Origin of the sequence: Paenibacillus oralis (genome assembly GCF_003863965.1) — a bacterium.
Lineage (GTDB): Bacteria > Bacillota > Bacilli > Paenibacillales > Paenibacillaceae > Fontibacillus > Fontibacillus oralis.
Map to the genome: position 1 here is coordinate 209,513 of NZ_RRCN01000001.1, position 23,487 is coordinate 232,999.

The following is a 23,487-nucleotide window of genomic DNA, read 5'->3' on the forward strand; positions in this document are numbered from 1 at the left end:
GCTCACCTCGGATTATTTGTTCGTGCTGGCTTCAATAGTTTCCAACGCAAAATCCAACAATTTATCTCCATCCAGTGTTCCGTATATTCTTTGCGGGATCACATCGACAGGAACGTTAAAAGGTTTGGCCATTTCAACAAATTTTCCCTTATGCGATTCATAATGCGGACCTAACAGTAAAATATCAACTGTTGGCAAAAAGCCCGCCGCCTCTGTTTCACTTTTTGCTTCGACGGTTACATTGATTCCTCTTTTTTTGGCCGCTTTTCTCGCCTTTTGTGCCATAAAACCGCTTGACATGCCTGCGCCACAGCATAACAGAATTTTCACGTCATTCATGTTGGAAGCACTCCTTAATATTTGATGTTTACATTATTGACGATACAGCAGAATTTGTTCCACCTTTTAATTGCACCGTAGCGTGCAAATGAATAGTTTCTAAACCGTTCGTGAATACTAATAGAACTGTTATAATGCAAATAACCGACAGGAGGGAGTTATCTTGAAGGATATCCAAAAACAGCTTATAACTTACTTATTGAAACAAAATAAGCCTGTTTCAGCGAGCGAAGTAGCCCATCAGCTCAAGATATCTGTACGAACGGTGAAGACTTACATTAAAAATACAAATTTGCTTTCAGACAGGGAGGTTATTCTATCGTCAAATAAAGGCTATTTAATTGATAAAACGGAAGCTAGAAATCTGCTGTTAGAGCAATCTTCAATTCCCCAATTTTATTCGGAAAGAGCTATCTACATCATCAAAAAAATACTGGTCGAGCACCAAGAACCTGATATTTTTGATCTTTGTAATCAATTGTATATCAGCTATTCGACGTTAAAAAATGACTTGGGCAAGATGAATACCACTTTTAAAAAGTTTAATCTTAGATTCGCTACCCAACATGATCGTATTCACATCATAGGTGCAGAAAAGGACAAGCGTTCGCTTCTATCAAGCGTTATTTTTGAAGAGACCTCAAGTAAGATTGTTGACATCAAGACCTTGGGCGAGCTATTTAATGCTGATTATGTCGCTAAAATCTCCAAAATTATCCGCTCGTTCTTTCTGGATGGCGACTACTTTATAAATGATTTTGCTTTTATGAATCTGGTTCTTCACTTTGCTATTCTAATCGACAGGGTAACCAAAGGAAACTATCTCGACTCTTCAATTACCGGCACGGATTATTTCGCTGACGAAACGGAAGACGCCGAATTGATCACTCGGGTTTCCTCTACTATTGAACAAGAGTTTAACATACGGCTCTCTGTAAATGAGCGAAGTGCGATCTACACCCTGTTCAAAACCAATGTAAATTATCGTGTGAAGAACGACTACAGAAAGTTGGCAAGCGTTGTTGGCGAAGGAATAATGCTAACTACAAACCGTATTATTATGGAGATCGCGGAGCTCTACTCTATCGACTTAAACAACGACAATTTCATCGTGCCCTTTGTTTTACACATCAAGTCATTAATAACAAGAGCGTCCTTAAATAAAGCCAATAAAAATCCTCTTTTGGACAATATCAAGAAAGACTGCCCGTTTATTTATGATATGGCCATCTTTATTTCACTAAGGCTCTCTGAGATTTATAAAATTCAAATTAGTGAGGATGAAATAGCGTTTATTGCCATTCACATCGGAACCGAAATAGATCGGCAAAAAGCAAATACCGACAAGTTAAAATGTATTCTTTTGTGCCCAACATATCTCGAAATAGAAAAAAAGATTTATAATTATTTGTCGATTACCTTTTCAGAAAATATTACAATTGACCGCATTGTGACGACATACGATCAAATACCCGATTATCCTTTTGATCTCCTGATTACTGTTATGGATAATCCGCAAAATACATTATATCCGTATCTTTGTATTTCGCCGCTTCAGCTTGAACATCAAACAAGAGAAATTTACAATAAGATTCACGAGATTCAGGATAGAAAAAAAAGAAGACTCGTATTTGACAATTTCGAGAACTACTTTAGTCCGAGTCTTTTCTATATTGAAGAAGATATCACGAGGGAAGAAGTTATCGATAAACTCTGTGGTGAGATGGAACGGCTGGGGGTTGTAACCAGCCATTTCAAAAGAACCGTGTTTGAAAGAGAGCTTGCTTCTTCCACTTCCTTTGGAAACACTGCCATTCCTCACTCTGTCCATATGAACGCCTTACAGACAAGCATCGGCGTCGTTATTAGCAGGAAAGGAATAGTATGGGGGAGTAATACGGTAAACTTCGTGCTTTTAATCGCGATTAACAAGTTGGATAAGCAACGCTTTTTATCAATTTATAATGCTATTCTTTCCCTATTTGATAATGAAGAATTTATAGAAATGCTAAAGAAAGCCGCTACTTTCCAGGAATTTGAAAATTTAGTCTTCTCTTATCTTTAGATGCAGTCCGTGTCAATTAAAACCCACCCTTCGGTTCGGGAACCTTGGAGTGGGTTTTGACTTGCTATTATTCCTATGCTTCAAATGTGCTTTCAAAGTAGGGGCCCCTGGCTTGATCTACGTAGTTTTTAATCACTTTCCGGATGGGAGCGGGCAAAAGATGATGTAATTCCATTTCATCGATAGGGATCCAGTAAAATTCCAAATGTTTTTCCTGCGATACCGGGTTTCTTGTAGGATCGGCGCCTTCCAGTTCGGTTATAAACAGGTGATTTATTTCTTGGTGATAGATCCCTTGGTCTTCATAATCGGCTTCTACCGCTCCAATATATTGTTTCACTTCACATGTTAATCCCAGTTCTTCATGGATTTCTCTGGCTAAGGTCTTTCTGATTCCTTCCCGAAATTCAACATGCCCTCCCGGCAAAAAAGTATTATCCATCCCGATACAATGAGCAACCAGCAAACAATCTTGGGATAAGATAATTCCTCTCGCTAATACATGGTATTTTTCAGCTTCACCCATGCTCATCCCGCCCCCTCCCTTCCAGGGTTGATTTAGAAATGAATCCGCAGAACCGTCTCCTCCAGCGAGCCTTGAGCCGCGTTTATCTGTTCGATGGTCTTGACCGCCTCTTGGCCCGCGGGAACGACAACGGGCGTAATGACGGAGTATCCCTCTTGACGGATAAAGTCAATATCGAATTCAAGCAGCAGTTGGCCTTTTTTCACCCGATCGCCGCTCTTTACATGGGCTTTAAATCCTTCCCCCTTCAGAGCAACGGTGTTCATCCCGACATGAATTAACAGTTGAACTCCGGACTCATGCTCAAGCAAAACGGCGTGTTTGCTTTTCTCCATGATATGGGCGATTTTGCCCGCAAATGGAGCGGCAACCTTGCCCGAATCGGGAAGAATGGCAAACCCTTCACCCATCGCTTTGCTGGAAAAAGCTTCATCCTCCACTTGATCCAAAGGTATGATTTTCCCCGGCAGTGGGGATGGAATATCCAAGTACGGCAGGTTTTCCTCTTTTTTCTTGCGTTTAAAAAACATCTGTTGTTACCTCCTGATTTAATATATGAATCTGAGTTATACTTGAGGGGAAATCAACAGCCTTGATTCATGCATTTAGGAGGAGCCCATCATGAACAAGAAAGAATTTGTCATTAACGATTTGCTGAGCAAGATATACCAAAACTATTTTCCCGATTGGAAACTGCCAACCGAGCGGGAGCTGGCGGCACAATACAACGTTTCCAGATATACGATCCAAGAATCGATTAAAAAGCTTAAAGATATGGGCATGGTGAATGTCATTCAAGGTTCGGGCATTTTTTTGAATAAAAATCTGCAAACCAGTCCGTTAATTTACAATTCTTTGACCGAAAACCCCTACTCTAGTATAAAATCCAAAGTCATCGAATTGCAAAAACAATCGGCCAGTCCCGAAGATCAGCAGATTTTTGGGATTACCGGCAAAGACGAAGTGTGGGTCTATCATCGATTAAGAATCGTAAACTATCGGACCATGCAAATTGAGATATCCAGATTGCCGGTGGCGCTGTTCCCTACCCTTACGCATCAGGATGCCGAACAATCGATCCAGTCGTATGTGTTAAAACACAAATATACCATATCCCACTATCTCAACACCTACGAGGCCATCGCGCTGAACAAAGAACAAGCCATGCTCTTGCAGCAAAAAAGGAAAAGCCCGGCCATGAAAATCTCAAGCCGCGGCATCTTAAGCAACGGCAAAATTTTTGAAACCAGTGAAATTGTCGCCATCGATTACAAATGCACCTATTTTACGGCGTTTAACAATGAGCATCATAAAAGAAGAACGCAATAAGAACGGGCGATCATCAAGGTGTCACGATCGTTCCGTCCGGTATTCTTGCTTGCGTCCATTCATGCATTCTATATTCGACAGGATACTTCCCGGCTAGGGATTCATTGAAATCCACTCCGATGCCAGGCAGATCAATCGGATAGATATAACCGTCTCTGGCATCAAAGATCGGCGAAAAAAGGCTGCGCGTTCGCTCCTTGATTGGAATATTTTCCTGAATGGCCGCGCTGTGCAGATGTATATTAAGATGCGTATTGACGGCGGCGCCGATCGGAGTTATATCCGATGGAGTGTGCCATGCGATCCTGACCCCGAAAGCTTCACATAAAGCTCCGAGCTTCAGCGCGGGAGTAATTCCGCCAATTTGCGAGACATGGCAACGAAGAAAGTCGATCTGCCGGTTAACAATCAGGCTCTTCCATTCCAAAGGGTTGTTAAATAATTCCCCGGTGGCCATGGGCGTTGAAGTTTGCGCACGAATCTGGCTCAACCATTCGTTCTGATCGGGCGGCAACAGGTCCTCGATAAAGTAAGGCTTGTACCGCTCAACTTCTTTGGCAAATTGCACCGCTTGGTTAGGAAAAAGCCGCTCGTGCACATCATGCAAAATGTGGAACTGATTGCCGTATTTTTCTCTTATTAAAGAAAACATCTTTATCGTTGTTTCCATATACTCGTCTTGGTCAAAATAAGACCCTTCCGTGCAATTTTCCGGGACGTGCAGGCGTGTCGGGTTCCCTCCATAGAATCCAAGCTGGCAGCGGATATGTTTATACCCTTGTTCCAAAAGGCCGTCGATCTCTATATACAGGTCTTCGATGTTATCCGCAACCGCGTGCGTATAGGCAGGAATCGCATCCCTGGATTTCCCCCCAAATAGCTGGTATAAAGGCATGCCGGCAAGCTTCCCCTTAATATCCCACAAGGCCATATCCACTCCGGAGATGGCATTATTGGTGACCGGCCCATTACGCCAATACCCGTTGACCATCATCATATGCCATAAATCCTCAATATGATTGGCGTCTTTCCCCACTAGTATTGGTTTGAGGTACTCTTCAACCATCACCTGAACGGCTTTGGGACGCTGTTGAAAAGTCGCGCAACCATATCCGGTTATGTTTCTATCCGTGGTTACCTTGACAACTACGAGATTATGCCGGTCGGGTTTAACCACAAAACATTCAACATTGGTAATTATGGAAGGGATCATGCTATTCCTCTTTTCTGTAATTTCTTAGTCCATTGAAACATGTTTAAAGCGGGGAATCAATTTGGTCGGCAAAAAACGCTCAAGAATAAAATAAACCAGTCCAATTTTTATATTTTTATCGAAAAAACCTTGCTAAATCAACGTTTTATAGAAAAAACAATTAATTTTGGACTGCTTTTATCCAAAGAATGTTTGTGTTACTATTCAGGTTGTAAACGGAACCAAAACTTATTCCAGACAGGAGAATTTTGCATGAGTAAAGAACAAGTCGTACAAGATATCATTTTCAGGGTCGGCGGAGAAGGCAATATTGACAACGCTTGGCATTGCATGACCAGGCTCCGGTTTACTTTAAAAGATAAAAGCAAAGTGGACATCGAGAAAATCAAAGAGCTGGATCCCGTCTTGGGCGCGCAATTTAACAACGATCAATTCCAGATCGTGCTGGGTCCCAAAGTCAACGAATACTTTAATATTTTGGCCAGTGAGTTAAAGATTTCCGAAAAGGATCCCGCCGAAGCCGGACAAGCCGAAAAGAAACAAGATTTCGTTACGGTATTTATGAATATCGTATCCGGGGTGTTTGGTCCGATCGTGCCTGCGATCGCCGGGGCCGGCATGATCAAAGGGCTGCTTGCCGGTTTATCCGCGCTGGGGATCATTTCGGATCAGAGCCAAACCGTGCAGATCATCAATATGATGGCCAGCGGCGTGTTTACCTTTTTACCTTTTTTCCTGGCGGCATCAGCAGCTAAAATTTTTAAAACCAATGAGTATTTGGCGATCGCCATCGCCGCCACTATTATGTTCCCAACGATGGTGGACGCGGCCAAAGCCGGCGAAATATCGCAGTTTCTTTTCATGGGCTTCATCCCGATCCCTGTTTTTAACTACACGGGTACGGTTATTCCCATTATTTTTGCGGTATGGTTGATGAGTTATGTTCATAAAGTCGTGAACAAATTTATTCCGGAAGTGCTCAAAACGGTCGTTACACCCACATTGACGCTGTTTATTTCAGGTTTTCTGGCCTTGTCGGTAATCGGTCCGATCGGAATCTATTTGGGGAATGGGTTAGCTTGGGTCGTTCAAGGATTGTTTGATATCTCGCCTATTGTGGCCGGGGTTGTTGTGGGGGCCATCCGTCCGCTTGCCGTGTTTACGGGGATGCACCATGCCATGACGCCCATCGCCCTGCAAAATTTCGCCACACAGGGCTACGATATGTTGATGCCAATGATGTGTATGGCCAACTTCTCTATTGTAGGCGCTACATTCGCCGTGTACTACAAAGTAAATACGCCAAAAGAGAAGTCCATTATCGTCTCGGCCGCGATTTCCGGACTGCTGGGAATTACGGAGCCCGCCCTGTTTGGGGTTTTGGCAAAATATAAAAAAGCGTTTCTATCAGCAATCATCGCCAGTTCCGTCGCTTCGGCATTTATCAGTTTCTTTGGCGTCAGATTGTACGGTTACGTACTCTCGAGTATCTTTAGCATCCCTGCGTACATCGGGCCCTACTTCGTATATGCCATCTCCGGCATGATCATTGCGATTGCCTTGTCCTTTACGTTGTGCTACCTGCTCCTACGAAAAGGCGGTACTGCTGCGCAATCCGCTTAATGGATTCCGGCTTGAGGAGAGTGAGGCTGCAGTTGGGCTGCAGTGTGGATGTTGCTTGATTGGTTAAAATGCAAAAACCGGACACTCGTCCGGTTTTTTTGCATTTTTAGCCCCGGTGGACCATGGAGCGAATGGCAGGTTACTCTAGATGGTAGACCCGACCGCATGGGGAAAGGCTAACGGACATGAATGACCTTATTTGCCTGAAAAGACACCGTTTTGATTTCTAACGGACAGGAGAGGCGCTATTTGCTCAAAATTGGCCGGATACGTGCCCATAAATGCCAAATAAGGTCTGTGGTGTCCGTTACATTTTGAAAACTGTTAATTTCAACGAAATAACGGCGCTGGTGTCCGTTAGGATTCGCTTTACGGCTGCACCTGCACACTATCCAATTTCTTTTCTTAAAAAATGTCTCTTTGTTCCTTCAGGAAATCCTTCCAGAGTGCCGAATATTTCAAATCCATGTTTCACATAAAATTCCGGGGCTTGAAAATTCCAAGTGTCCAGATGAACAAGTTTACATCCTTTCGCCTGTGCCTGAGATTCTATTTCATGTAATAATCTTGAACCGTACCCCTGTCCTCTTAATTCCTCACTCACCCATAGGACATGAATATATAAAGCAAATCGATACATCTTCCCCAGCACACCCCCCAAAACCAATCCGTCCTGATCTCTCAGAATCAAATTTATATCTTCGGAGGGCGGAACTTGGGCAGTTGGTGCGTTTGATAAATTAAACGATACAAGTTGATCGATGATGTACCCGACATCTGATTCTTCATACTCGCCAGTAATTGATAATTTCCTTCTAATTTCCATACTTGTCTCTCCTAGTGTCTCCCTAATCCCCATTTCCAGAAACCAAACATCTTAATGGATGACAATGGGGCGCGTTATTTTCGCAAAATTCAACCATACGCCGATATTTTTCCAGTTCATTTCTCTGGTGATACCCGTTCATTAATCCCCAAGCGATAATCAAAGCGGGAATAAGCGGCAGCTTCTGCTGCTTTGCTTCCAAACTATGTATCATTTCGTCATGACATATCCCGGCCAGGACCTGCCCGATTTGTATGTACGCCTCATAGGTATCGATGCTTTTTTGAGCTCCCGGAAACGCTGATGTTGTGGCTAAGGCTCTTGCTTGACGGGCTTCGGACAGCCCTAAGTGAATGTTGCCGTTAAACAAGTGAATTAAACTCTTGATACTCCGGTCCAATGATTGAAACATCGGCTCTTTGGAGGCCCAAGCCACCCTGCTCATCACGTCTTCGGCCTGCTTGTATTCTCCGTATAATACATATGAGATAGCCGTATTGTAAGCCATCAAACATTCCGCTGTTTTCTTTTGAGAAATGGAAGATTTCAATGGTTTTACGATCGTGTCTATCAACCTGGATGGCTCTTCATGCTGAAGCGCTTTGGCCACACCATTTTTACTCCTAATTTTAAGTACAATAAATACAATCGCCACAACAACGGGGATCAGGATAAAACCAAAATTTCCGCTTGCAAAAATACTATACATAACTAACAATCCGAAGATAATTGCCGGAATCCAAAGCTTGATCAGATATTTATTATTTTGCTTCAAATGACTGGTCTCCTTTTTGACTGTATTCTCCCGCCATTAAATCTCCATCCGCAAACGGATCATATCCCTGCACTGGATCCCGTTTTCATAAATCTCTTCATCATAATGTCTTACAAAAAAATCGTGGTCCACCCCAACGATCCGAAAACCGCACTTCTGATACAGGGCCAGCTGTGAAACACTTGAATTGCCTGTACCGATCTCAACCGTTTTGATGTTCATCTCTTTGGCGATTTGTATGGCGTACGACAGCAATTTTTTACCTAGTCCCTGACCTTGATAGTTCTCTTTCACAGCAATATTTACAATTTCAATCGTATCCGGCCGGGTTCTTAAAAGAACGAATACACCAACTACCTCATCTTCTAATGAAGCCGTATAGCAAACACCTCTCGATAAATAATCATCAACTATAGCTTTAGAAGGATCGGCGAGCAACAATAAATCATAGGGCGCGGAAAATTGATCTGACAGTTTTTCAATGTATACTTCCATAATATCCTCCCTCTATTGCCATTTCATCTCACTTGCCGTCTTATTCCATATACCGAATCCCTCTGAATATTTCTTATCAATAAACATGGGCAGCCTTTCTCTAAACCCTTCCGCAAGGGGAAGCGAGGGTAACTCCTTAACATCTACCCAACTTAATTGACCTTCTTCCGTTTCAGCCAATAAATCACCGCTATACTTCTCCGTTCGATAACAAAAAACCAGATACTTATCGCCGGTTTCATCATCAAACCAATGAATGATTCCGCATAGCTCCAAATCACTGATCGATAACCCTGTCTCTTCTTTAATTTCTCTGATTGTAGAATCTATAATACTTTCACCGTCTTCGATATGTCCGCCCGGAAAAGCTATCCCCTTCCATGACTTAACTCTATTCTGTACTAAAACTTTGCCTTTGTCTTTATCGTAAATCATACACATATTTGTCATTTCAACCATTGGCAATTTCGTCATCTCCTAAAGAATGCTCGCAAAATCACTTATTTTTCAATTTATTCTTTCCAAATGAGGCTTCCCAAAATTTCATCAACGGTTTCTTCAGGTGTTAAGTCAGAGGAATCTATCCACATTCCGATTCGCGGAGTTTCATTCCGCAGTACGTTATCTAATGCTTCTACGGTCCAAATCCCATATCCTTTCTTCGTTCGCGCAGTTTCCCTTTGCACCACAACTGATTTATTGGGGCAAAGAACAACCACGTCCAAAGGACGGTTACGGACAAATGATATAAACTCTTGCAGCATGGGGCCAATGACAACATCTTGAACAATCACGGTAAACCCTGCTTCAAAATAAAGATCGGCAGCTTGGGCCGTTAGCCTATGCCGGAGCAGCAATTGTTCTATTTCGCCTTCTTCCGGGTTCGGCGTTACCTCTCTGCGGTTATTGACAATCATTTTTCGAAAAATATCCCCCCGTAAATGGACCGACTTCCCAAACCGTTCAGCAAGCAGTTGAGCCACCGTCGATTTTCCGCTCGCCATAATCCCCGTAATTAAAATGATCCGGGGATGTTCCGTTATCATAAACGTCCCCCTCTTTCTTTTTTAGTTTTAAGCAACTTCATCATCTTATTTCACTTTCATGAATAATTATAAAAGTTTTAGTTCTTCATATGCTTCTTTCAACCATGGATGAATGACCTTTAAGGATTCTCTTCTTTCCCACAAATAATTGATGTATGACAATGCTCCGTGTGTCAATGAGATTTCCAAGCCGTGATTGAGTTCTTCAAGATATGGCGGCTCCCCCTCTTGATCCCATGCTATCTTATCAGCGACAAATAATACTTGGTCAAGGACCGTGGCGCCAGCTCGCAATGTCGTATGACACCCCACCGCATTTAATATTTCAATGTTCGTTATTTGGAAAATATCCCTGGCCATCACCTTGGAAATCTTTTGGTGAATAATCATGGGAAGCGCTTCTTCTTCGGGTAAGATTTCAATCCCCAATTGCCTCGACACTTCTATGCGCTTATTATTGGGAAAAACAGCACTGATATCATGAAGCCAGCCGGCCATTTCAGCATCGTCAGGGTTTGCATCGAACAGCAAGGCGACTCTTCTCGATTCTTTGCCGACATCCATGCAATGTTTGGCTGTTTTAGGACACTCATTGGCATGTAAAAATAAACAAATGTTACTCTTTAAATCATTAGAAAATTCAATTTGCTCCGTAAGAGCTTGGAAGATCGGATGCACTTTTGAAGCTCCTTTTTGAAGTAAATTCAACGGATCATGTCGTACCGGCAAGTTCAAACAATCGTTGCACAGTATCCTGTTTCTTTGCCCTTTTTAACCGCCTCGACATAACACCCTACCATAGAAGAGACTGAATCCAAATGGTCTTCATCCAATTCAAAATCGCATAGTTCATCAAGAAGATCATCTACATCATGTAGGCTTTCAATGCTAAAATTGAAATTGCCTTTATCTTCAAAATTCTTAGTAAAGCTTTCTGCTGTTGAGATTATGTCTTGCTCTAATGTATTTGGCATAGATTTCTCCTTTTTTTCACCTAAAGTCGGCAGGGCACGGCGAATACAGTCGATGTAAATAGCCAGCCTGCAATGGTTACAAACCTATGTACTCGTTGTTTTCATACAGTCGTTTCAGAAGGTTTCTCCCATATTCGTTGACCTTAGGTACATTGTTTTTCGCACCCCAAAAGATATCTCCCATGAAGTGAATCGGCATCCAGGTTAACCTCTCTCATGATCGTTCCGCTTAGCGAAGTGATTAATATCGCCTGCCAGTTTTCGCCTTCAAATGTTTCAATAAGCTCCGGAACATAAGGTCTTAGGTGATTTATCCAATTTCGATATGCAAAGACTTCTGGATGCCACCGTTGAACTCTGCTGTAGGTTTTTAGGTAGTAGTATTTATTGTCCTTAATTGATTGAATCTTCCAAACACCAGTACGAGTACTATTGGGCCTGTAATTACCAACAATTTTGAATGCACCTATTGTTGATTCAAGCTGAACGGACAGTTCACTTGGATATATTTCCAATTGCTCCATACCTATACCCCCGTACCCTTACTATACTTATGTATTATTTCTTCATCCCAAAGCTGAACCTCGATATACCTCTCCGGCCCCTTACTGCCATCCTTATTCCATTGCTGGGGATATCCGTATTGTTTTTGGGAAAACGGCTCCTCAATTCCATATTCTCTTTACTTTCATTAAACTTCCCTCTTCAAATTCCATCCGGTATATATCCGGTTTCGTTGTGCTTAATAAAAAATCGAAATCGTACCTACGGTCAAAATATCTCATCATTAATGTCATAACCAATCCATGTGTACCTATTACGATCTTTTTTCCTTGATTTTCCCCTATTATCTTCTTCAAAACACCAATAGCCCGGTTCATACACATCGCACTGGACTCTCCTCCGGGCAATGAATAGTCGGGATCATTAATCATCTTATTTACTTCGGGGTATAATTCCTGATCAGTCATTATCCGATCTTCGTTTGAAAATTCCAATTCCCTTAACTCTTCAAAAAGTAAAATCTCTTTATCATAACACTTCGCTAATTCCTCGATGGTTAACACGGCCCTCCTGTAAGGACTTGATACAAATACATCTATTCCTTCATTTTTCAGTATTTTAGTGATTCTTTTTGCATCAGACCATCCTTTGTCCGTCAGTCCGCGAGTTCTCTCATTATTTTCCGTTTTCGGTGACTCTCCATGTCTCACCATGTAAATATACGTTTTCATACAACCTCCGGCTTGAAATAGTTGAAATAACTTCTTCCCTTTAAACGTACCTTTCAATAAAAATGTTTTCTATATCCTTCGACTTTTTCATCTTTAAATCCTAATTTCTCATAAAAAGCATGTGCTTCTTTTCTATGCCCGCCAGACACAAAAACTATATAATAACAGTTTCTTTCCTTAGCGATTGTTTCAATATTTGTCATTAATTTTTTTCCGATTCCTTGTTTACGAACAAGATTGGAAACCACGACATTCTCAATTACCATAAAAGGTCTGCATTCCCCTACTATATCCTGGCAAATAATCCCCATTACCGAACCTACTAATTCATTTTCTTTAAAAGCTCCAAGTATATAATAATTATCGTTACTTTTAATGCTTTCAAATGCTTTAACCAATTTCTCAAAATTGGTCTGTTTATCAATAAGTTCCTCGTAGAGCATACACAAATCCTTTAAGTCATCTCTTGTGATTTGTCTTATTGTTATCATTGAACCAGTCCCTTCTTCCTGATTATACCATTCTAAGTAGCAGGTCTAGTTTTAAAAAATTCAAAGAGCAGTCCTCATCAGAGAGCCGCTCTTTGTTGATCATCTTAACAGAATCAATAATAAGTGCACCAATAAACTTTGCCCGCCTGATCTTTTATTTCAGAAGTTTCCGTTAAAACCATCCTAATATCAGTATCGTCTCTGCCAATAAACTTGCTTTCATCCACATTATAATACTGATAAAAAGTTACTTTATATGCCCCGTTATTTACATGTAATTGATTTTTCTCACAGTTCTTATCCGGGACTTGTTCATCTTCAAATTGCGCGGACATTGTCAAACAATCATAGTCCACGATATAAAGTTTGTTTTCTGTTACTTTAATATATCCTTCGGCCTTCCTGAAGCACTCTTCATCCGTTGTTTCCGGACCTATGATTACTTCTATATTCCATGAATGTTCAATTCCTTCGTTTGTCATTTGGTACACTAATATATTTTCGTTTAACATTTCACTGCTAAAATGCCGCAGTAGTTCAACCAACTCCCAGTCTTCATTTACAAAGGACTTGTAACTCTGAGCGTTGACTAACCCTATAAAATTTGTATCACCGTACTTTAAGTAAATATTCATAAAAGGCCTCCTCCCCGGTTTTATACTTTGATCTTTAATGCTCAAATGCTCAAATCACCGTTGAGCAAGAATATTTACTAAATTTCCAAATGGGTCCCGAACATAAAATCTTCTAACCCCCCAAGGTTCATCCGCAGATGCAATCCAACCCTGATCCATTAATAAATTTAGCCCCAACACTTCCTGGTAAAAGCATTTAGCTTTTTCAATCTGCTCTGTATGGATGTTGGTCACTATCCTTTTGACTATCATCATTAGCCTCCATTTATATTTACAAGCTTCTTAAAAAGTCTTTAGTCCCTGTTAATTCCGACCATCTAGCCGAAAGAAATTTTGCATAATTTAAAGGACTTATGCCATAAGTTCCCAAAGAATGTCCGTCGTTGATCTCCACCAATTTCATATTTCCTTCCCGATCTATTCCAAAGTCCATGCCATAGGCAACCGGCGCATCGATAAAATCTCGGGCAGCACTTTTTATAACATTTAAATCTAATTTTGAATCCCAAGCCCCTTTATAATATCTGATATCCAGTATTTGTCCGTAGCGAATAAAACAACGCCATTCCGTTATAAAATCAACAATTTCTGAACACCAAATATTCGTAACCTCTTCTTCATCAATTAGTCCTATAAAATCTCTATATTCTTTGACAACTTTTCCAGCAAACTTCTTTGTTGTGTCCTTCGGTTTTATAAAAACATGCCAATTCTCTTTATTCTCAAAAAGTTCCTGAATCGTTGTAGTCCAAATTTTTCTGCCAAAATAACTGGATAAGGAAGTCGGATAATCGATTTCCCCATGGTTTCTTTCAAATCCCAAAATTTCGAGACGTTTTCTCACGTTGCCAATTCCGCCAACTACGATATCTTCAGGATTATTTTCTTTAATTTCGTGGATGTCATAAAACTTAATTGTCTCCCACCCTAAAGAAACGAACCCTTCATTGGCGATAAATGCATTTACATTATAGAAGTTTCCATGCTTGTCTGCCTGTATATAGGCTCTCATCCATTGATACCTCTCAATTCTCCTATTCAAATACAAAATACATATGAATGGCTTCTATTTTTTCATTTTCATCAACAACAAAATCCGCAAAAAAATCCAAGCTCGCCTTGGCGAAATCCGTATACCTTCGAATTTGGTTTGTTTTCCAGTACAGTAGTATCCAAATACTTAATATTGGGGTAAGCATTTCGTAAAGCACTTAAAGAATCGCCGACTTTAATTCCTTCCGACATTGCATATTTCAGTAAGCAACTGTGTTATTTCATTATATTCCAAAGTGTATAACACATTGATTAGTTTCTAAGGCGGTGTCTATTACCTCTATTAATTTGCTTAATGATGCGGTTAATTCATTTCGCGTAACTGATATCTTTTCGTAGTGCCCTTCATCTGACCCTGCTTCCCAACCGTAATTTCCGGTAATAATAAACTCTGGAGGAGCGTTCAAAAAAAGTTCCTTCCAAGATGAAATAATATTCTTAAAAGTATTCAGACTCTCTTTATCCCGGATTATCGTATATCCATATAAATCCAATCCAAATCCATGAAAAGCATCACTCGGCCCCTTAGATTTAATCCATGCAAGAGAATCATTAATATAAACAATAAAATCATCATCTATTGAAACGTTTTTATCCCAAGTCACATTTTCTAAAGGCGCTCGTTCATCCCCAACTATAAATTCATGATATGGCATGCAATTATTCCTCCTTTCAGGGTAACTCTCGTAATCCTATTCTTTTACAAACCAATTCTTCATTTTAATTATCAATTTCACTTGCTATCTCACTGTCTCTTTGGTTAAGCCAGCTAAATAGCGGTCCTTCAATAAAATTCAACAATTCTACACGGGTCTCTTTGAGACATTTGTATATTTCCTCGTATGTATAATCGATAAAAATTACGGGATGATTTGAACTTGGGCCGTCCGAACATACTCTAATATAATTATCATAATAAATAATGCATTAAATGAGTCCTTTAAAGACCGATCCAAATCAATCCCGTTATAAAGAAATAAATGAGTCAAAAACAGTTCAACATCTGATTCATCACTTTGCCCAGATAATATAACAAACGCTTTGTATTCAATTTTTTCACTTATCCATGTAGGACACTCAATACGCGGTTCGACAATTACAGCTTTAGTGAATAATTTATTCATAAGGCTTCACTTCCTTTCTGCACGCTGTAAGCCCGATGCCTTAAATTCACTCATTACTAACACAATAGGCTGCCTTAAACGGCAGCCTATTTCTGGTTATGGCAATTTATTTACTGGCGGAGAGAATAAACTTCTCCAGTGATCCTGTATCGGTAATGCTGTGATTGCATCCTTGGTTATCCAGACATACGTAGTTACCCATGAGCGAAATATTATCCGGCGAAGCGATGGCAGGCTTGGTCTTGACCGAGAAAAAGGCAAGCTCCTGATGCCGATTGCAGAACAGGCAATACCCTTTCTTATTGGTCGGTGTAATTCTGCCCTCGATGCCGATGAACCGTCCTTCGAACGGATATACAATGAATAACTTGTTCGTGGCGATATCCACCCAACCCAGATACGTCACAAAACGAAAGTCGATGGACTGTAAATCCGGCACTTTCAGCTTCTTATTTTTAGGGAATAACTTTTGAATTTGCTTCTGCGTAATCGGCGGAAAAGGCTCCAGGTACGCTTCCAAGGCGCCAAGATATCTCTGAAAATCATAGGCCGTCTCGAAGGTTGAGATTTGTCCCAGCATCTTCTTCTGATCATCCGTCAGAACAGGAAATGCTTCAACAATGTTCTCTACGGCGCTATATCTTACGGTTTCCAAGACGCTCCGATCCGCAACGGTCCGCAAAGTTTTCTGAAGAAATTCCGCTTGTTTCTTAATCACGTTATATTGGTGGTTTCTAATAAATGGTGTACTCATAGCTTTCAGCCCCTTATTTGTTTTGAAAGATAATCAATAAGGTGCAAAGCCTGTTATTAGAAACGATAAAGTTAAGTTTGGGCGATCCAATTCATCCTATCACGCCCCACGCAAAGTATCGCCCCAAATCAGGCTTTGCATGAGGACTCCCTAGCTAATGAGCAATTCAGTATTGCCACCGGTCCTACCCCCAATCACATTTCATACGCAAAGTATAGCAGCAAGTACCGGTAGGCGCAATTTTTTTCAGTATCCTTCCATTACGAATCCGCCCGCATTCTTCATCAATAACAACAGTATTGTTCCGTAAAGGCCGATTTGGACAACCATCCTCCTAACCCCGAAACACCTAATGGATGAGGCGGAACTTCCTTTTCTTGTACATTGGTTTCCAAGTCACAGCACTTCCTTTGTTTCAAGAATTAACTTTTTTCCCGAGATCATGTTATGAATACTTTCTTTCTAGTGCATCCTTGAATACTTTAATGGGTTTTTGATAATCAATGGGCCTGTAGATCAAAGAGTTTAGCCAGGCACTCAGGTCAAAAGTGTGATTAAACTCAGCATTACTACTATAGCGTGACATTTCTGTCATCGTCCCCAAAACACTCTTATCATTGGTAATACCTATACTAACTTCTCCGGCTTCAAAAAAATATTGTTCAATCACACTTTTCTTTATCCCCTCTAGCTGTAAATACTCTTTAAGTTCGGACTTGAATTTTTCCTGCAGTTTGCTTAATTGCGAACTCCGTATCCCATCGAGGATCAAACATAATCGACTTGAGTTATTGACAAAAATGATATGTTTTCTTTTTAGCTGCAATATATTAACGTGCCAACAAAATAGCGGATCAACCTCACCTATGTCAACTGGAGTTACCTTCATATCTTTTAAAAGTTTTTGAGTGAATCTAAACGCTAGCACAACGTTCCCTCCTTGTTAAATTCGAACCGGTATCCCATAACGTTGTTGAGTATCCCTGAACCTTCTAAAAACACCCCTTCCCCTACTTAGAGCACGTTCAAGTGAATTTTTCATGCGCTGTTAATTTGATTTCTCTCACTTCAAATTCCACCTTAGTTCTCGCCCCCTTAAATGCAGTAATGGGCGGGTTCACCCAAAAAGAGGAAGAGGGGGGCAATCCCACGAAATGCAAAAGTGCATGCGATTTTCGTCGAAATGCCTCGAAGGGAGCGGCTCAACTGCAAATATGCAGTTCATTTCCGATCATAAGCTACTTTTTTATCCAATCGCCGCAAATGAGATGTATTTTACACTTCAACCGCTCAAAAGCAGAAATTTGTGGAAATTCAAATGTACTTTTGCATTTGATCCCATCGAACCTTCCTTCTTCCCATGAAAAATGAGCAACTATTGAAACTGATTCATGAAGTCGCTGTCAAAGTCGGGAAGCTTTCCGCTCTGACACAACGTTTTGATTGGAAATATCCAATTGAATTGGAAATTCAATGGCAGATACGGCAGTTAGATTGGAAATTTCCAATAGATCTGGCTCTGCACCGTGCAAAATGGGCGATTGGAGCGAATTCTATTGGATATTCTCCAATGAGAGTACCAAATTGCGATTGATACCGTCAATCTATTGGATTTTTTCCAATGAGAGGTGGCATCATGCATATGACGATCCGGTATTCACAAAACACCCCAGCCCTAGATAACTCTTATCTTAGGGGCTGGGGTGTTATACGTCACTCAAGGCATATTCGGATAGATCATAACTTTTATGCTGGTCTCTTTTGCTGTACGCGCCGTTTCTACCGCTTCTTTAATGTCATCGAGCGCATAGCGGTGGGTGATGATTTTCTCCATGTTGGCGGAGGAATGCTGCAGCGCCTGAATCGCCGGCTTATACGTGTTCGCATAGCGGAATACGCCATAGGCGTCAATCTCGCCGTCGATCAACTGGCCCATATCCATCGGCACGGCGTCAACGGCGGGCAAGCCGACGAAGACGATTTTCCCGCCGCGCCGGACCAGCTTGATCGTATCGGCCATCGCTTTGGCATTGCCCGACGATTCCACGATGAGGGTGATTCCCTCTCCGCCAGTCAGCTCGGCAAGCCGCTCCCGGACGTCCTCGCCGGCCGGATCAAGCGCTGCCGTGAAGCCCAGGTCGAGGGCCATTTGCCGCCGCAGCGGCACCACATCCGTTCCATAGATTTCGGATACGCCGAACAGCTTCGCCGCTTGCCCCGCAAGCAGACCGATCGGGCCGAGGCCCGTGATCAGCAGCCGGTCAAACGGCTTGGCCTGGCCGCGAAGCAAAGCGTGAAAGCCGACGGACAGCGGCTCAAGCAACGCGCCTTCCTCGTAGCTCATCGTATCCGGCAGCTTGAACAGATAATCGCTTGGCATCACGATGTATTCCGCCCACGCGCCATCCACCGGAGGCGTCGCCAGAAAAGCGACATCCGGGCACAAATTGTAGCGCCCGCTTTTACAATAGTCGCAATGGCCGCAGGTCACCCCCGGCTCCACCGCCACCCGGTCGCCCACCGCTACATTCGTTACCTTTGCGCCTACCTCCACCACCTCGCCGGCCAGCTCATGACCGAGCACAATCGGCTCCCTGACCACGTAACGCCCGATTTTGCCATGCTCGTAGTAATGCACGTCCGATCCGCATATGCCGATGCAATATACTTTGATCAGCGCCTCATTCTCCTTGGGAACGGGGATTTCCACCTCTTGGACTGCGATGGAGAACGGTTCGTCCATGATCGCCGCTTTCATCCTACCTGCCGTCATACGCATTCACCTCTTGTAAAATATAGTGATGTACATCCAAGCTCATTCCCCATCCTCCCGGTACGCAAAATAATCAAAATCTCCATGGAGCCTGCGCCCGCTTAAATCGTGCACACAACGCCGATGAACGCCCCGGTGAAGCCCTGGTCCAGCAAAACGCCATCACGCTTCGTCTCCGCGTTTTCATCGGACATGCGTCCGGCATCCAGCACCGGGCCGGCCAGCTTCCGCTGCCGCTCATCGTACTCCTGCATCACAATCCCGCCGAAGTGATTTCGTCCTTTGCGATGGTCCCACACCATGTTGAGCAGCCATTTCCGCCCGTTTTCATCGTGGAATAACGACGGATCAAAGCCGCTGCTGTTCAGATAGACCGGCTCCGACCAAGGCCCCTCAATATCGGAAGCATACACCAGATAATTGTGCGTATCCTTGAACGGTCCGATATGGCTTTTTACATCGGTATACACGAGATAGTAAATCCCGTCACAGTAGCTTAGACAGGGGGCCCAAACGCCGCCGGAGCTGGGATTGCCGAGCATGTTCAACTGGCTGGTCCGCGTCAGCGGATGCGGCAATAAACGCCAGTGCTTGAGATCGCGGGAATGATGAAGCTGAACGCCGGGAAACCATTCAAACGTTGACGTGGCGATATAATAGTCGTCACCGACGCGAATGATCGAAGGATCGGGATTAAAACCGCTCAAGACCGGATTAACAATCGTCTTCATTTTGGGAGCACTCTCCTCTCCGAATTACCGCTCAAACCGGAACCAGCCAAAATCGAACTGACTCCCCGGCAAAAAGATAAACGTCACATCCTGTACGCCGGTCACCTTGTTCAAAGGAAACTCCTTCACCTCGTAACCATCGGTGTGCGTAAATTCGATCAGCTGTTGCCGACTCTCGCCGTCCTGACCGGAAAACCGCACGTGAATCGTATTTTTATCGATCGGCGAATGTCCGTAAACGACCAGCTTCGTGGCGCCTTCCGCCGTAAAGTCCATCTCCTTGATTTCCAGAGAGACATTGTTCCCGATGCTTGCGACGCGGCTGTCCGCAATTTTGAAGCTATCACCATAGATATGATCGCAATCCGCGGCGGCGTTTTGTGCAAAGGCCCGGTTCTGACGGGTAAAATAAAAACCTTTGATATGGACCTTCTGCTTGAGCACAAAACAAATCGAAGTAATGCCGCAAAGCCGCTTGTTTAGGTGGAACGTTTCCTCCTGGTACACATTCCATTTCGTTTCTTTCCGGTACACGGCATCGGCCAGCAGCTCGCTGCCCGCTTCGCCCGGCATGCCTTCCCAAATTTGCAGCGGGTAAGGTTCGCTGCTTAAGGCAAAGATGGGGATGGTAATCTCATTCGAGCCATGGGAACCAAAATCGAGATTGCGAAAGCCGACCCGGGTTTCCCCGTCCCTGCTGGTGGCGACGCCTCTATCGTTCCCGTTGCCGAGTTCGCCTCTGCTGTAATCGTACAGCCCGGCAGAGATAAAGCCGTAAGGATCTTTGCCCGCCATGCCAAGTCCGGTAACCGCAAATTCCAGTTCGGAGATCAGCTTGATTTTGTCGCTGCCGTTTTTGCCGGTACACCGAACGCGAAATGCGCCATCCCCTAAAGCCGTGATTCGTGCGGTGTGACCATCGCCTTCAATCTGCGCCAGATTGGAAGGAATGCCGGCGTCATTAACCACGCTCCATTCCACTTCCTTATAGGAAGTGTTGTGGGGATACAGTCTCGCTTCTACCTCAACCACAGGTTTCGTTTCGTCCAAATGCTGACCCGAGCGGCTGAGCAATTCGATTTTGCGCAGCGGAATTTCGTCCAATCGGCCCATAACGCAAGGCAGCTCCCGATTGCTCATATGCGCTGAAATTCCCTGCAGCTCTTCTGCCGGACAAGGCAGGGCGGCAAATTCCAGCGTCCGGCTGCCCATGCCGATTGCACTCACCTTCATCCGGATCGTGCCCGGCTCAGCGCCGGCCGCAACGATCGCCATCAATTTTCCGCTGAACAATCTCCGGCTTAAGCCTTTGTACGGATCGTAATCCGTGCTGTCTCCATTATCAAGCCCCACCAGCCGTCCCGCCCCCGTAACTTCAACGAAAACCCGGTTATTCGCGTTCTCCACAACCCGGCCGTCCTCATCCTCCATCGTAATTTCCACGAAAATGAGATCCGTTCCGTTTGCGATCAGAGATTCCTTATCAGGCGTCAGTTTGATCTGTCTCGCGTCTTTGAAGGAGGTGCGGACATCGGTGGCAATCACCCGGCCGTTCTCGTCATATGCGATGGCTTTGATTTCCCCTGCCTGATAAGGGAGCTTCCACCATCCGGCCAGCTCTTGCCCATTCCGGTGATCGATCTCATGACTTCCGACGGTAACGTCGTTACAGATCAGCTCCACTCGGGGGGCGTTCGAGCAGACGCGGATATCGATCATTTGCCCGGGATTGAAATCCCAATACGGAAAAAGATGCACCATAGGCCGGTCTCTGTAATCCGTCCATTCCGCCTGATAGATGTAATACGAGTCTTTGGGGAACGTCGCCGTATCAATCTGTCCGAAATAAGCGTTTTTCGTATGGTAAGGGGTCGGTTCCCCGATGTAGTCAAACCCGGTCCAAATGAACTGCCCCAGGGAGAACGGAGCATCCCTTTCCGCCAAAATACAAGCCTCCGCCGATTTCGCCCCCCAACTGGTGGAGCTGTTCCCGAGCGCCGAGCACTGTTCATCGTCATCAGCCAATATCGATTGCTCAAACGGGAAATGGTACACGCCCCGGCTCTGCACGACCGAAGCCGTTTCACTGCCGTAGATGATCCAGTCCGGATGCTCGGCATGATGCTGGCGGTAGTATTTTTCCGCATAATTGTAGCCTGCGACCTTGACGATATCCGCGCATTTCTGCGCATTTTCCCAAGGCATGTAATTGGAGCCGATCGTAATTCGGGCGTTTTGTCTCGGATCGTATTTACGCACTTCCTCCATCAGCAGCCTGGTAATTTCCTGCCCTCTTTCATCGGCATGGGTATCATAGATTTCATTCCCGATGCTCCACATCAACAGGCTGGGGTGGTTGCGGTCCCGTTTGACCCAGCTCTTCACATCCACAGCGGCCCAATCTTTGAAAAAGCGCGCGTAATCGTAAGTCGTTTTCGGTCTTTCCCACATGTCAAAAGCTTCGGACACGATCAGAAAACCCATCTCATCCGCCAAATCCATCAGCTCGGGCGCCGGCATATTGTGGGCCGTCCGGATGGCATTCACGCCCATCTCCCGCAAAATCCGCAATCTCCGCCGCAAGGCTTCCTTGTTGAAAGCCGCTCCCAAAGCGCCAAGATCATGGTGTTCGCAGACGCCGTTTAACTTCATAGATTTCCCGTTCAATAAGAAACCTGCGTTGGGATCAAGGCGGATCTCCCGGAATCCGACGGATTGGGTAACGGTTTCAATGACCGGAGCGCTAACGGAGCCGCCCGCTTCCGCCACAATATGCCGCAGCTCAGTCACGAGCTTATACAAATGCGGCTCCTCCGTGCTCCAAAGATACGGATGAGGGACCGTCAGCTTTTGCAGGTTCAGAATTACGGCGGAATCGTTGCTGCCTGCGGCGACCTGCTGCGAACCGGACTGAATGATCTCCCCTTTGTACAAAAGAGTATGAGAAAGCACCGCATCCCGATCAAGTTTTAATTCGGTTTCGATATCCACCTGCCATTCGTCTCCGTCCCGCGCGGTCGAAACATAGATGCCATCCGTGACGATATGGCTGCGGCCCCGTGTTTTCAGCCATATATTGCGGTAAATCCCCGCACCGGAGTACCACCTGCTGTTGGGACTTTGAAACACGACCTTGAGCAAAATTTCGTTGTTCCCGGCCACCAGCGCCTCCGTGATTTCATGCTCGAAGGAGGAATACCCGTATTTCCACTCTCCTATCTGCTGCCCGTTCACATACAAAGTAGAGTCCATATAAACCCCGTCGAAAGCCAACAAAACCTCCTCATCGCTGCCTGTGTAAGTGAACGTTTTCCTATACCAGCCGATGCTCTTTTCGTACAGATCCAGCGTATTGTAGATCAGCCAGTCATGGGGAATATCAACCGGTTCAAAGCTCAGATCGGCAGGGCTCACAACTTCCAGGCCGCTTTTGGCAAATTCCCAACCATCATTAAACCGTATCTTCATATTCATCGCGTT

At 43.9% G+C, this 23,487-nt stretch carries 27 protein-coding genes and 1 pseudogene; 4 read left to right on the forward strand and 24 right to left on the reverse strand.

What is annotated here, in order from left to right; translation table 11 throughout:
* Positions 1–12: 12 nt before the first annotated feature.
* A complete protein-coding gene (locus EHV15_RS00930) occupies positions 13–339 on the reverse strand; it encodes a PTS sugar transporter subunit IIB (protein WP_128629624.1) in 327 nt (108 codons plus the stop codon).
* A gap of 163 nt (positions 340–502) precedes the next feature.
* On the opposite strand from EHV15_RS00930, the gene EHV15_RS00935 reads away from it, so the two are divergent.
* Entirely contained in the window at positions 503–2,404 is a 1,902-nt protein-coding gene (locus EHV15_RS00935) for a BglG family transcription antiterminator (protein ID WP_128629625.1), read from the forward strand.
* Positions 2,405–2,477: 73 nt separating this feature from the next.
* Here the strand turns inward: EHV15_RS00935 and EHV15_RS00940 are convergent, their stop codons facing one another.
* Complete coding sequence (locus EHV15_RS00940) at positions 2,478–2,936, reverse strand: NUDIX domain-containing protein (protein WP_128629626.1); 459 nt, start codon at positions 2,934–2,936, stop codon at positions 2,478–2,480.
* A 26-nt stretch (positions 2,937–2,962) separates the two neighbouring features.
* Positions 2,963–3,460, reverse strand: coding sequence for a PTS sugar transporter subunit IIA (locus EHV15_RS00945; protein ID WP_128629627.1), 498 nt, complete (start codon positions 3,458–3,460; stop codon positions 2,963–2,965).
* Positions 3,461–3,551: 91 nt separating this feature from the next.
* Here EHV15_RS00945 and EHV15_RS00950 point away from each other — a divergent pair, with 91 nt between their 5' ends.
* On the forward strand, positions 3,552–4,259 hold the full coding sequence (locus tag EHV15_RS00950) for a GntR family transcriptional regulator (protein ID WP_128629628.1): 708 nt from the start codon (positions 3,552–3,554) through the stop codon (positions 4,257–4,259).
* 13 nt (positions 4,260–4,272) lie between these two features.
* On the opposite strand, the gene EHV15_RS00955 is transcribed toward EHV15_RS00950, so the two are convergent.
* Positions 4,273–5,472, reverse strand: coding sequence for an enolase C-terminal domain-like protein (locus EHV15_RS00955; protein ID WP_128629629.1), 1,200 nt, complete (start codon positions 5,470–5,472; stop codon positions 4,273–4,275).
* A 252-nt stretch (positions 5,473–5,724) separates the two neighbouring features.
* On the opposite strand from EHV15_RS00955, the gene EHV15_RS00960 reads away from it, so the two are divergent.
* The gene (locus EHV15_RS00960; RefSeq protein ID WP_128629630.1) at positions 5,725–7,095 is read left to right on the forward strand and encodes a PTS transporter subunit EIIC; all 1,371 of its coding nucleotides are present in this window, start codon (positions 5,725–5,727) and stop codon (positions 7,093–7,095) included.
* Between the two features lie 388 nt (positions 7,096–7,483).
* Here EHV15_RS00960 and EHV15_RS00965 read toward each other — a convergent pair whose 3' ends face one another.
* From EHV15_RS00965 to EHV15_RS01045, 17 genes are all read right to left on the reverse strand, one after another.
* Entirely contained in the window at positions 7,484–7,921 is a 438-nt protein-coding gene (locus EHV15_RS00965) for a GNAT family N-acetyltransferase (protein ID WP_178075711.1), read from the reverse strand.
* 22 nt (positions 7,922–7,943) lie between these two features.
* Positions 7,944–8,696 carry a hypothetical protein gene (locus tag EHV15_RS00970; protein WP_128629632.1) on the reverse strand — a complete coding sequence of 251 codons (753 nt, stop codon included), beginning with the start codon at positions 8,694–8,696 and terminating at the stop codon, positions 7,944–7,946.
* A 36-nt stretch (positions 8,697–8,732) separates the two neighbouring features.
* On the reverse strand, positions 8,733–9,194 hold the full coding sequence (locus tag EHV15_RS00975; protein ID WP_425464461.1) for a GNAT family N-acetyltransferase: 462 nt from the start codon (positions 9,192–9,194) through the stop codon (positions 8,733–8,735).
* A 9-nt stretch (positions 9,195–9,203) separates the two neighbouring features.
* Positions 9,204–9,650, reverse strand: coding sequence for an 8-oxo-dGTP diphosphatase (locus EHV15_RS00980; protein WP_246061877.1), 447 nt, complete (start codon positions 9,648–9,650; stop codon positions 9,204–9,206).
* A gap of 53 nt (positions 9,651–9,703) precedes the next feature.
* The gene (locus EHV15_RS00985; protein ID WP_128629635.1) at positions 9,704–10,237 is read right to left on the reverse strand and encodes a P-loop nucleotide/nucleoside kinase family protein; all 534 of its coding nucleotides are present in this window, start codon (positions 10,235–10,237) and stop codon (positions 9,704–9,706) included.
* Between the two features lie 66 nt (positions 10,238–10,303).
* Complete coding sequence (locus tag EHV15_RS00990; protein WP_128629636.1) at positions 10,304–10,915, reverse strand: HD domain-containing protein; 612 nt, start codon at positions 10,913–10,915, stop codon at positions 10,304–10,306.
* Positions 10,916–10,968: 53 nt separating this feature from the next.
* Entirely contained in the window at positions 10,969–11,211 is a 243-nt protein-coding gene (locus tag EHV15_RS00995; protein WP_128629637.1) for a PHP domain-containing protein, read from the reverse strand.
* A gap of 143 nt (positions 11,212–11,354) precedes the next feature.
* Positions 11,355–11,735, reverse strand: coding sequence for a hypothetical protein (locus EHV15_RS01000; RefSeq protein ID WP_128629638.1), 381 nt, complete (start codon positions 11,733–11,735; stop codon positions 11,355–11,357).
* Between the two features lie 141 nt (positions 11,736–11,876).
* A complete protein-coding gene (locus EHV15_RS01005; protein WP_128629639.1) occupies positions 11,877–12,446 on the reverse strand; it encodes a histidine phosphatase family protein in 570 nt (189 codons plus the stop codon).
* A gap of 53 nt (positions 12,447–12,499) precedes the next feature.
* Complete coding sequence (locus EHV15_RS01010; protein WP_128629640.1) at positions 12,500–12,937, reverse strand: GNAT family N-acetyltransferase; 438 nt, start codon at positions 12,935–12,937, stop codon at positions 12,500–12,502.
* A gap of 113 nt (positions 12,938–13,050) precedes the next feature.
* On the reverse strand, positions 13,051–13,572 hold the full coding sequence (locus EHV15_RS01015) for a hypothetical protein (RefSeq protein ID WP_128629641.1): 522 nt from the start codon (positions 13,570–13,572) through the stop codon (positions 13,051–13,053).
* A 54-nt stretch (positions 13,573–13,626) separates the two neighbouring features.
* Complete coding sequence (locus EHV15_RS37110; RefSeq protein WP_128635113.1) at positions 13,627–13,824, reverse strand: VOC family protein; 198 nt, start codon at positions 13,822–13,824, stop codon at positions 13,627–13,629.
* Between the two features lie 19 nt (positions 13,825–13,843).
* Positions 13,844–14,584, reverse strand: coding sequence for an ATP-grasp domain-containing protein (locus EHV15_RS01025; protein WP_128629642.1), 741 nt, complete (start codon positions 14,582–14,584; stop codon positions 13,844–13,846).
* 265 nt (positions 14,585–14,849) lie between these two features.
* Complete coding sequence (locus EHV15_RS01030) at positions 14,850–15,281, reverse strand: hypothetical protein (protein WP_128629643.1); 432 nt, start codon at positions 15,279–15,281, stop codon at positions 14,850–14,852.
* A gap of 204 nt (positions 15,282–15,485) precedes the next feature.
* Positions 15,486–15,749: a hypothetical protein gene (locus tag EHV15_RS01035; protein ID WP_128629644.1), complete on the reverse strand. Its 264-nt coding sequence runs from the start codon at positions 15,747–15,749 to the stop codon at positions 15,486–15,488.
* Positions 15,750–15,855: 106 nt separating this feature from the next.
* The gene (locus EHV15_RS01040) at positions 15,856–16,503 is read right to left on the reverse strand and encodes a FusB/FusC family EF-G-binding protein (RefSeq protein WP_128629645.1); all 648 of its coding nucleotides are present in this window, start codon (positions 16,501–16,503) and stop codon (positions 15,856–15,858) included.
* A 445-nt stretch (positions 16,504–16,948) separates the two neighbouring features.
* The gene (locus tag EHV15_RS01045; RefSeq protein ID WP_128629646.1) at positions 16,949–17,431 is read right to left on the reverse strand and encodes a DUF6933 domain-containing protein; all 483 of its coding nucleotides are present in this window, start codon (positions 17,429–17,431) and stop codon (positions 16,949–16,951) included.
* A gap of 450 nt (positions 17,432–17,881) precedes the next feature.
* Here EHV15_RS01045 and EHV15_RS01050 point away from each other — a divergent pair, with 450 nt between their 5' ends.
* On the forward strand, positions 17,882–18,097 hold the full coding sequence (locus EHV15_RS01050; protein ID WP_128629647.1) for a hypothetical protein: 216 nt from the start codon (positions 17,882–17,884) through the stop codon (positions 18,095–18,097).
* 123 nt (positions 18,098–18,220) lie between these two features.
* Here EHV15_RS01050 and EHV15_RS01055 read toward each other — a convergent pair whose 3' ends face one another.
* From EHV15_RS01055 to EHV15_RS01065, 3 genes and pseudogenes are all read right to left on the reverse strand, one after another.
* Positions 18,221–19,276: an NAD(P)-dependent alcohol dehydrogenase gene (locus tag EHV15_RS01055; protein WP_128629648.1), complete on the reverse strand. Its 1,056-nt coding sequence runs from the start codon at positions 19,274–19,276 to the stop codon at positions 18,221–18,223.
* A gap of 209 nt (positions 19,277–19,485) precedes the next feature.
* Positions 19,486–20,007 (reverse strand): annotated as a pseudogene (locus EHV15_RS01060) (family 43 glycosylhydrolase); the annotation flags it as partial.
* Positions 20,008–20,031: 24 nt separating this feature from the next.
* Positions 20,032–23,481 (reverse strand): glycoside hydrolase family 2 TIM barrel-domain containing protein, encoded by a 3,450-nt coding sequence (locus EHV15_RS01065; protein ID WP_128629649.1) that lies wholly within the window; start codon positions 23,479–23,481, stop codon positions 20,032–20,034.
* Positions 23,482–23,487 lie beyond the last annotated feature (6 nt).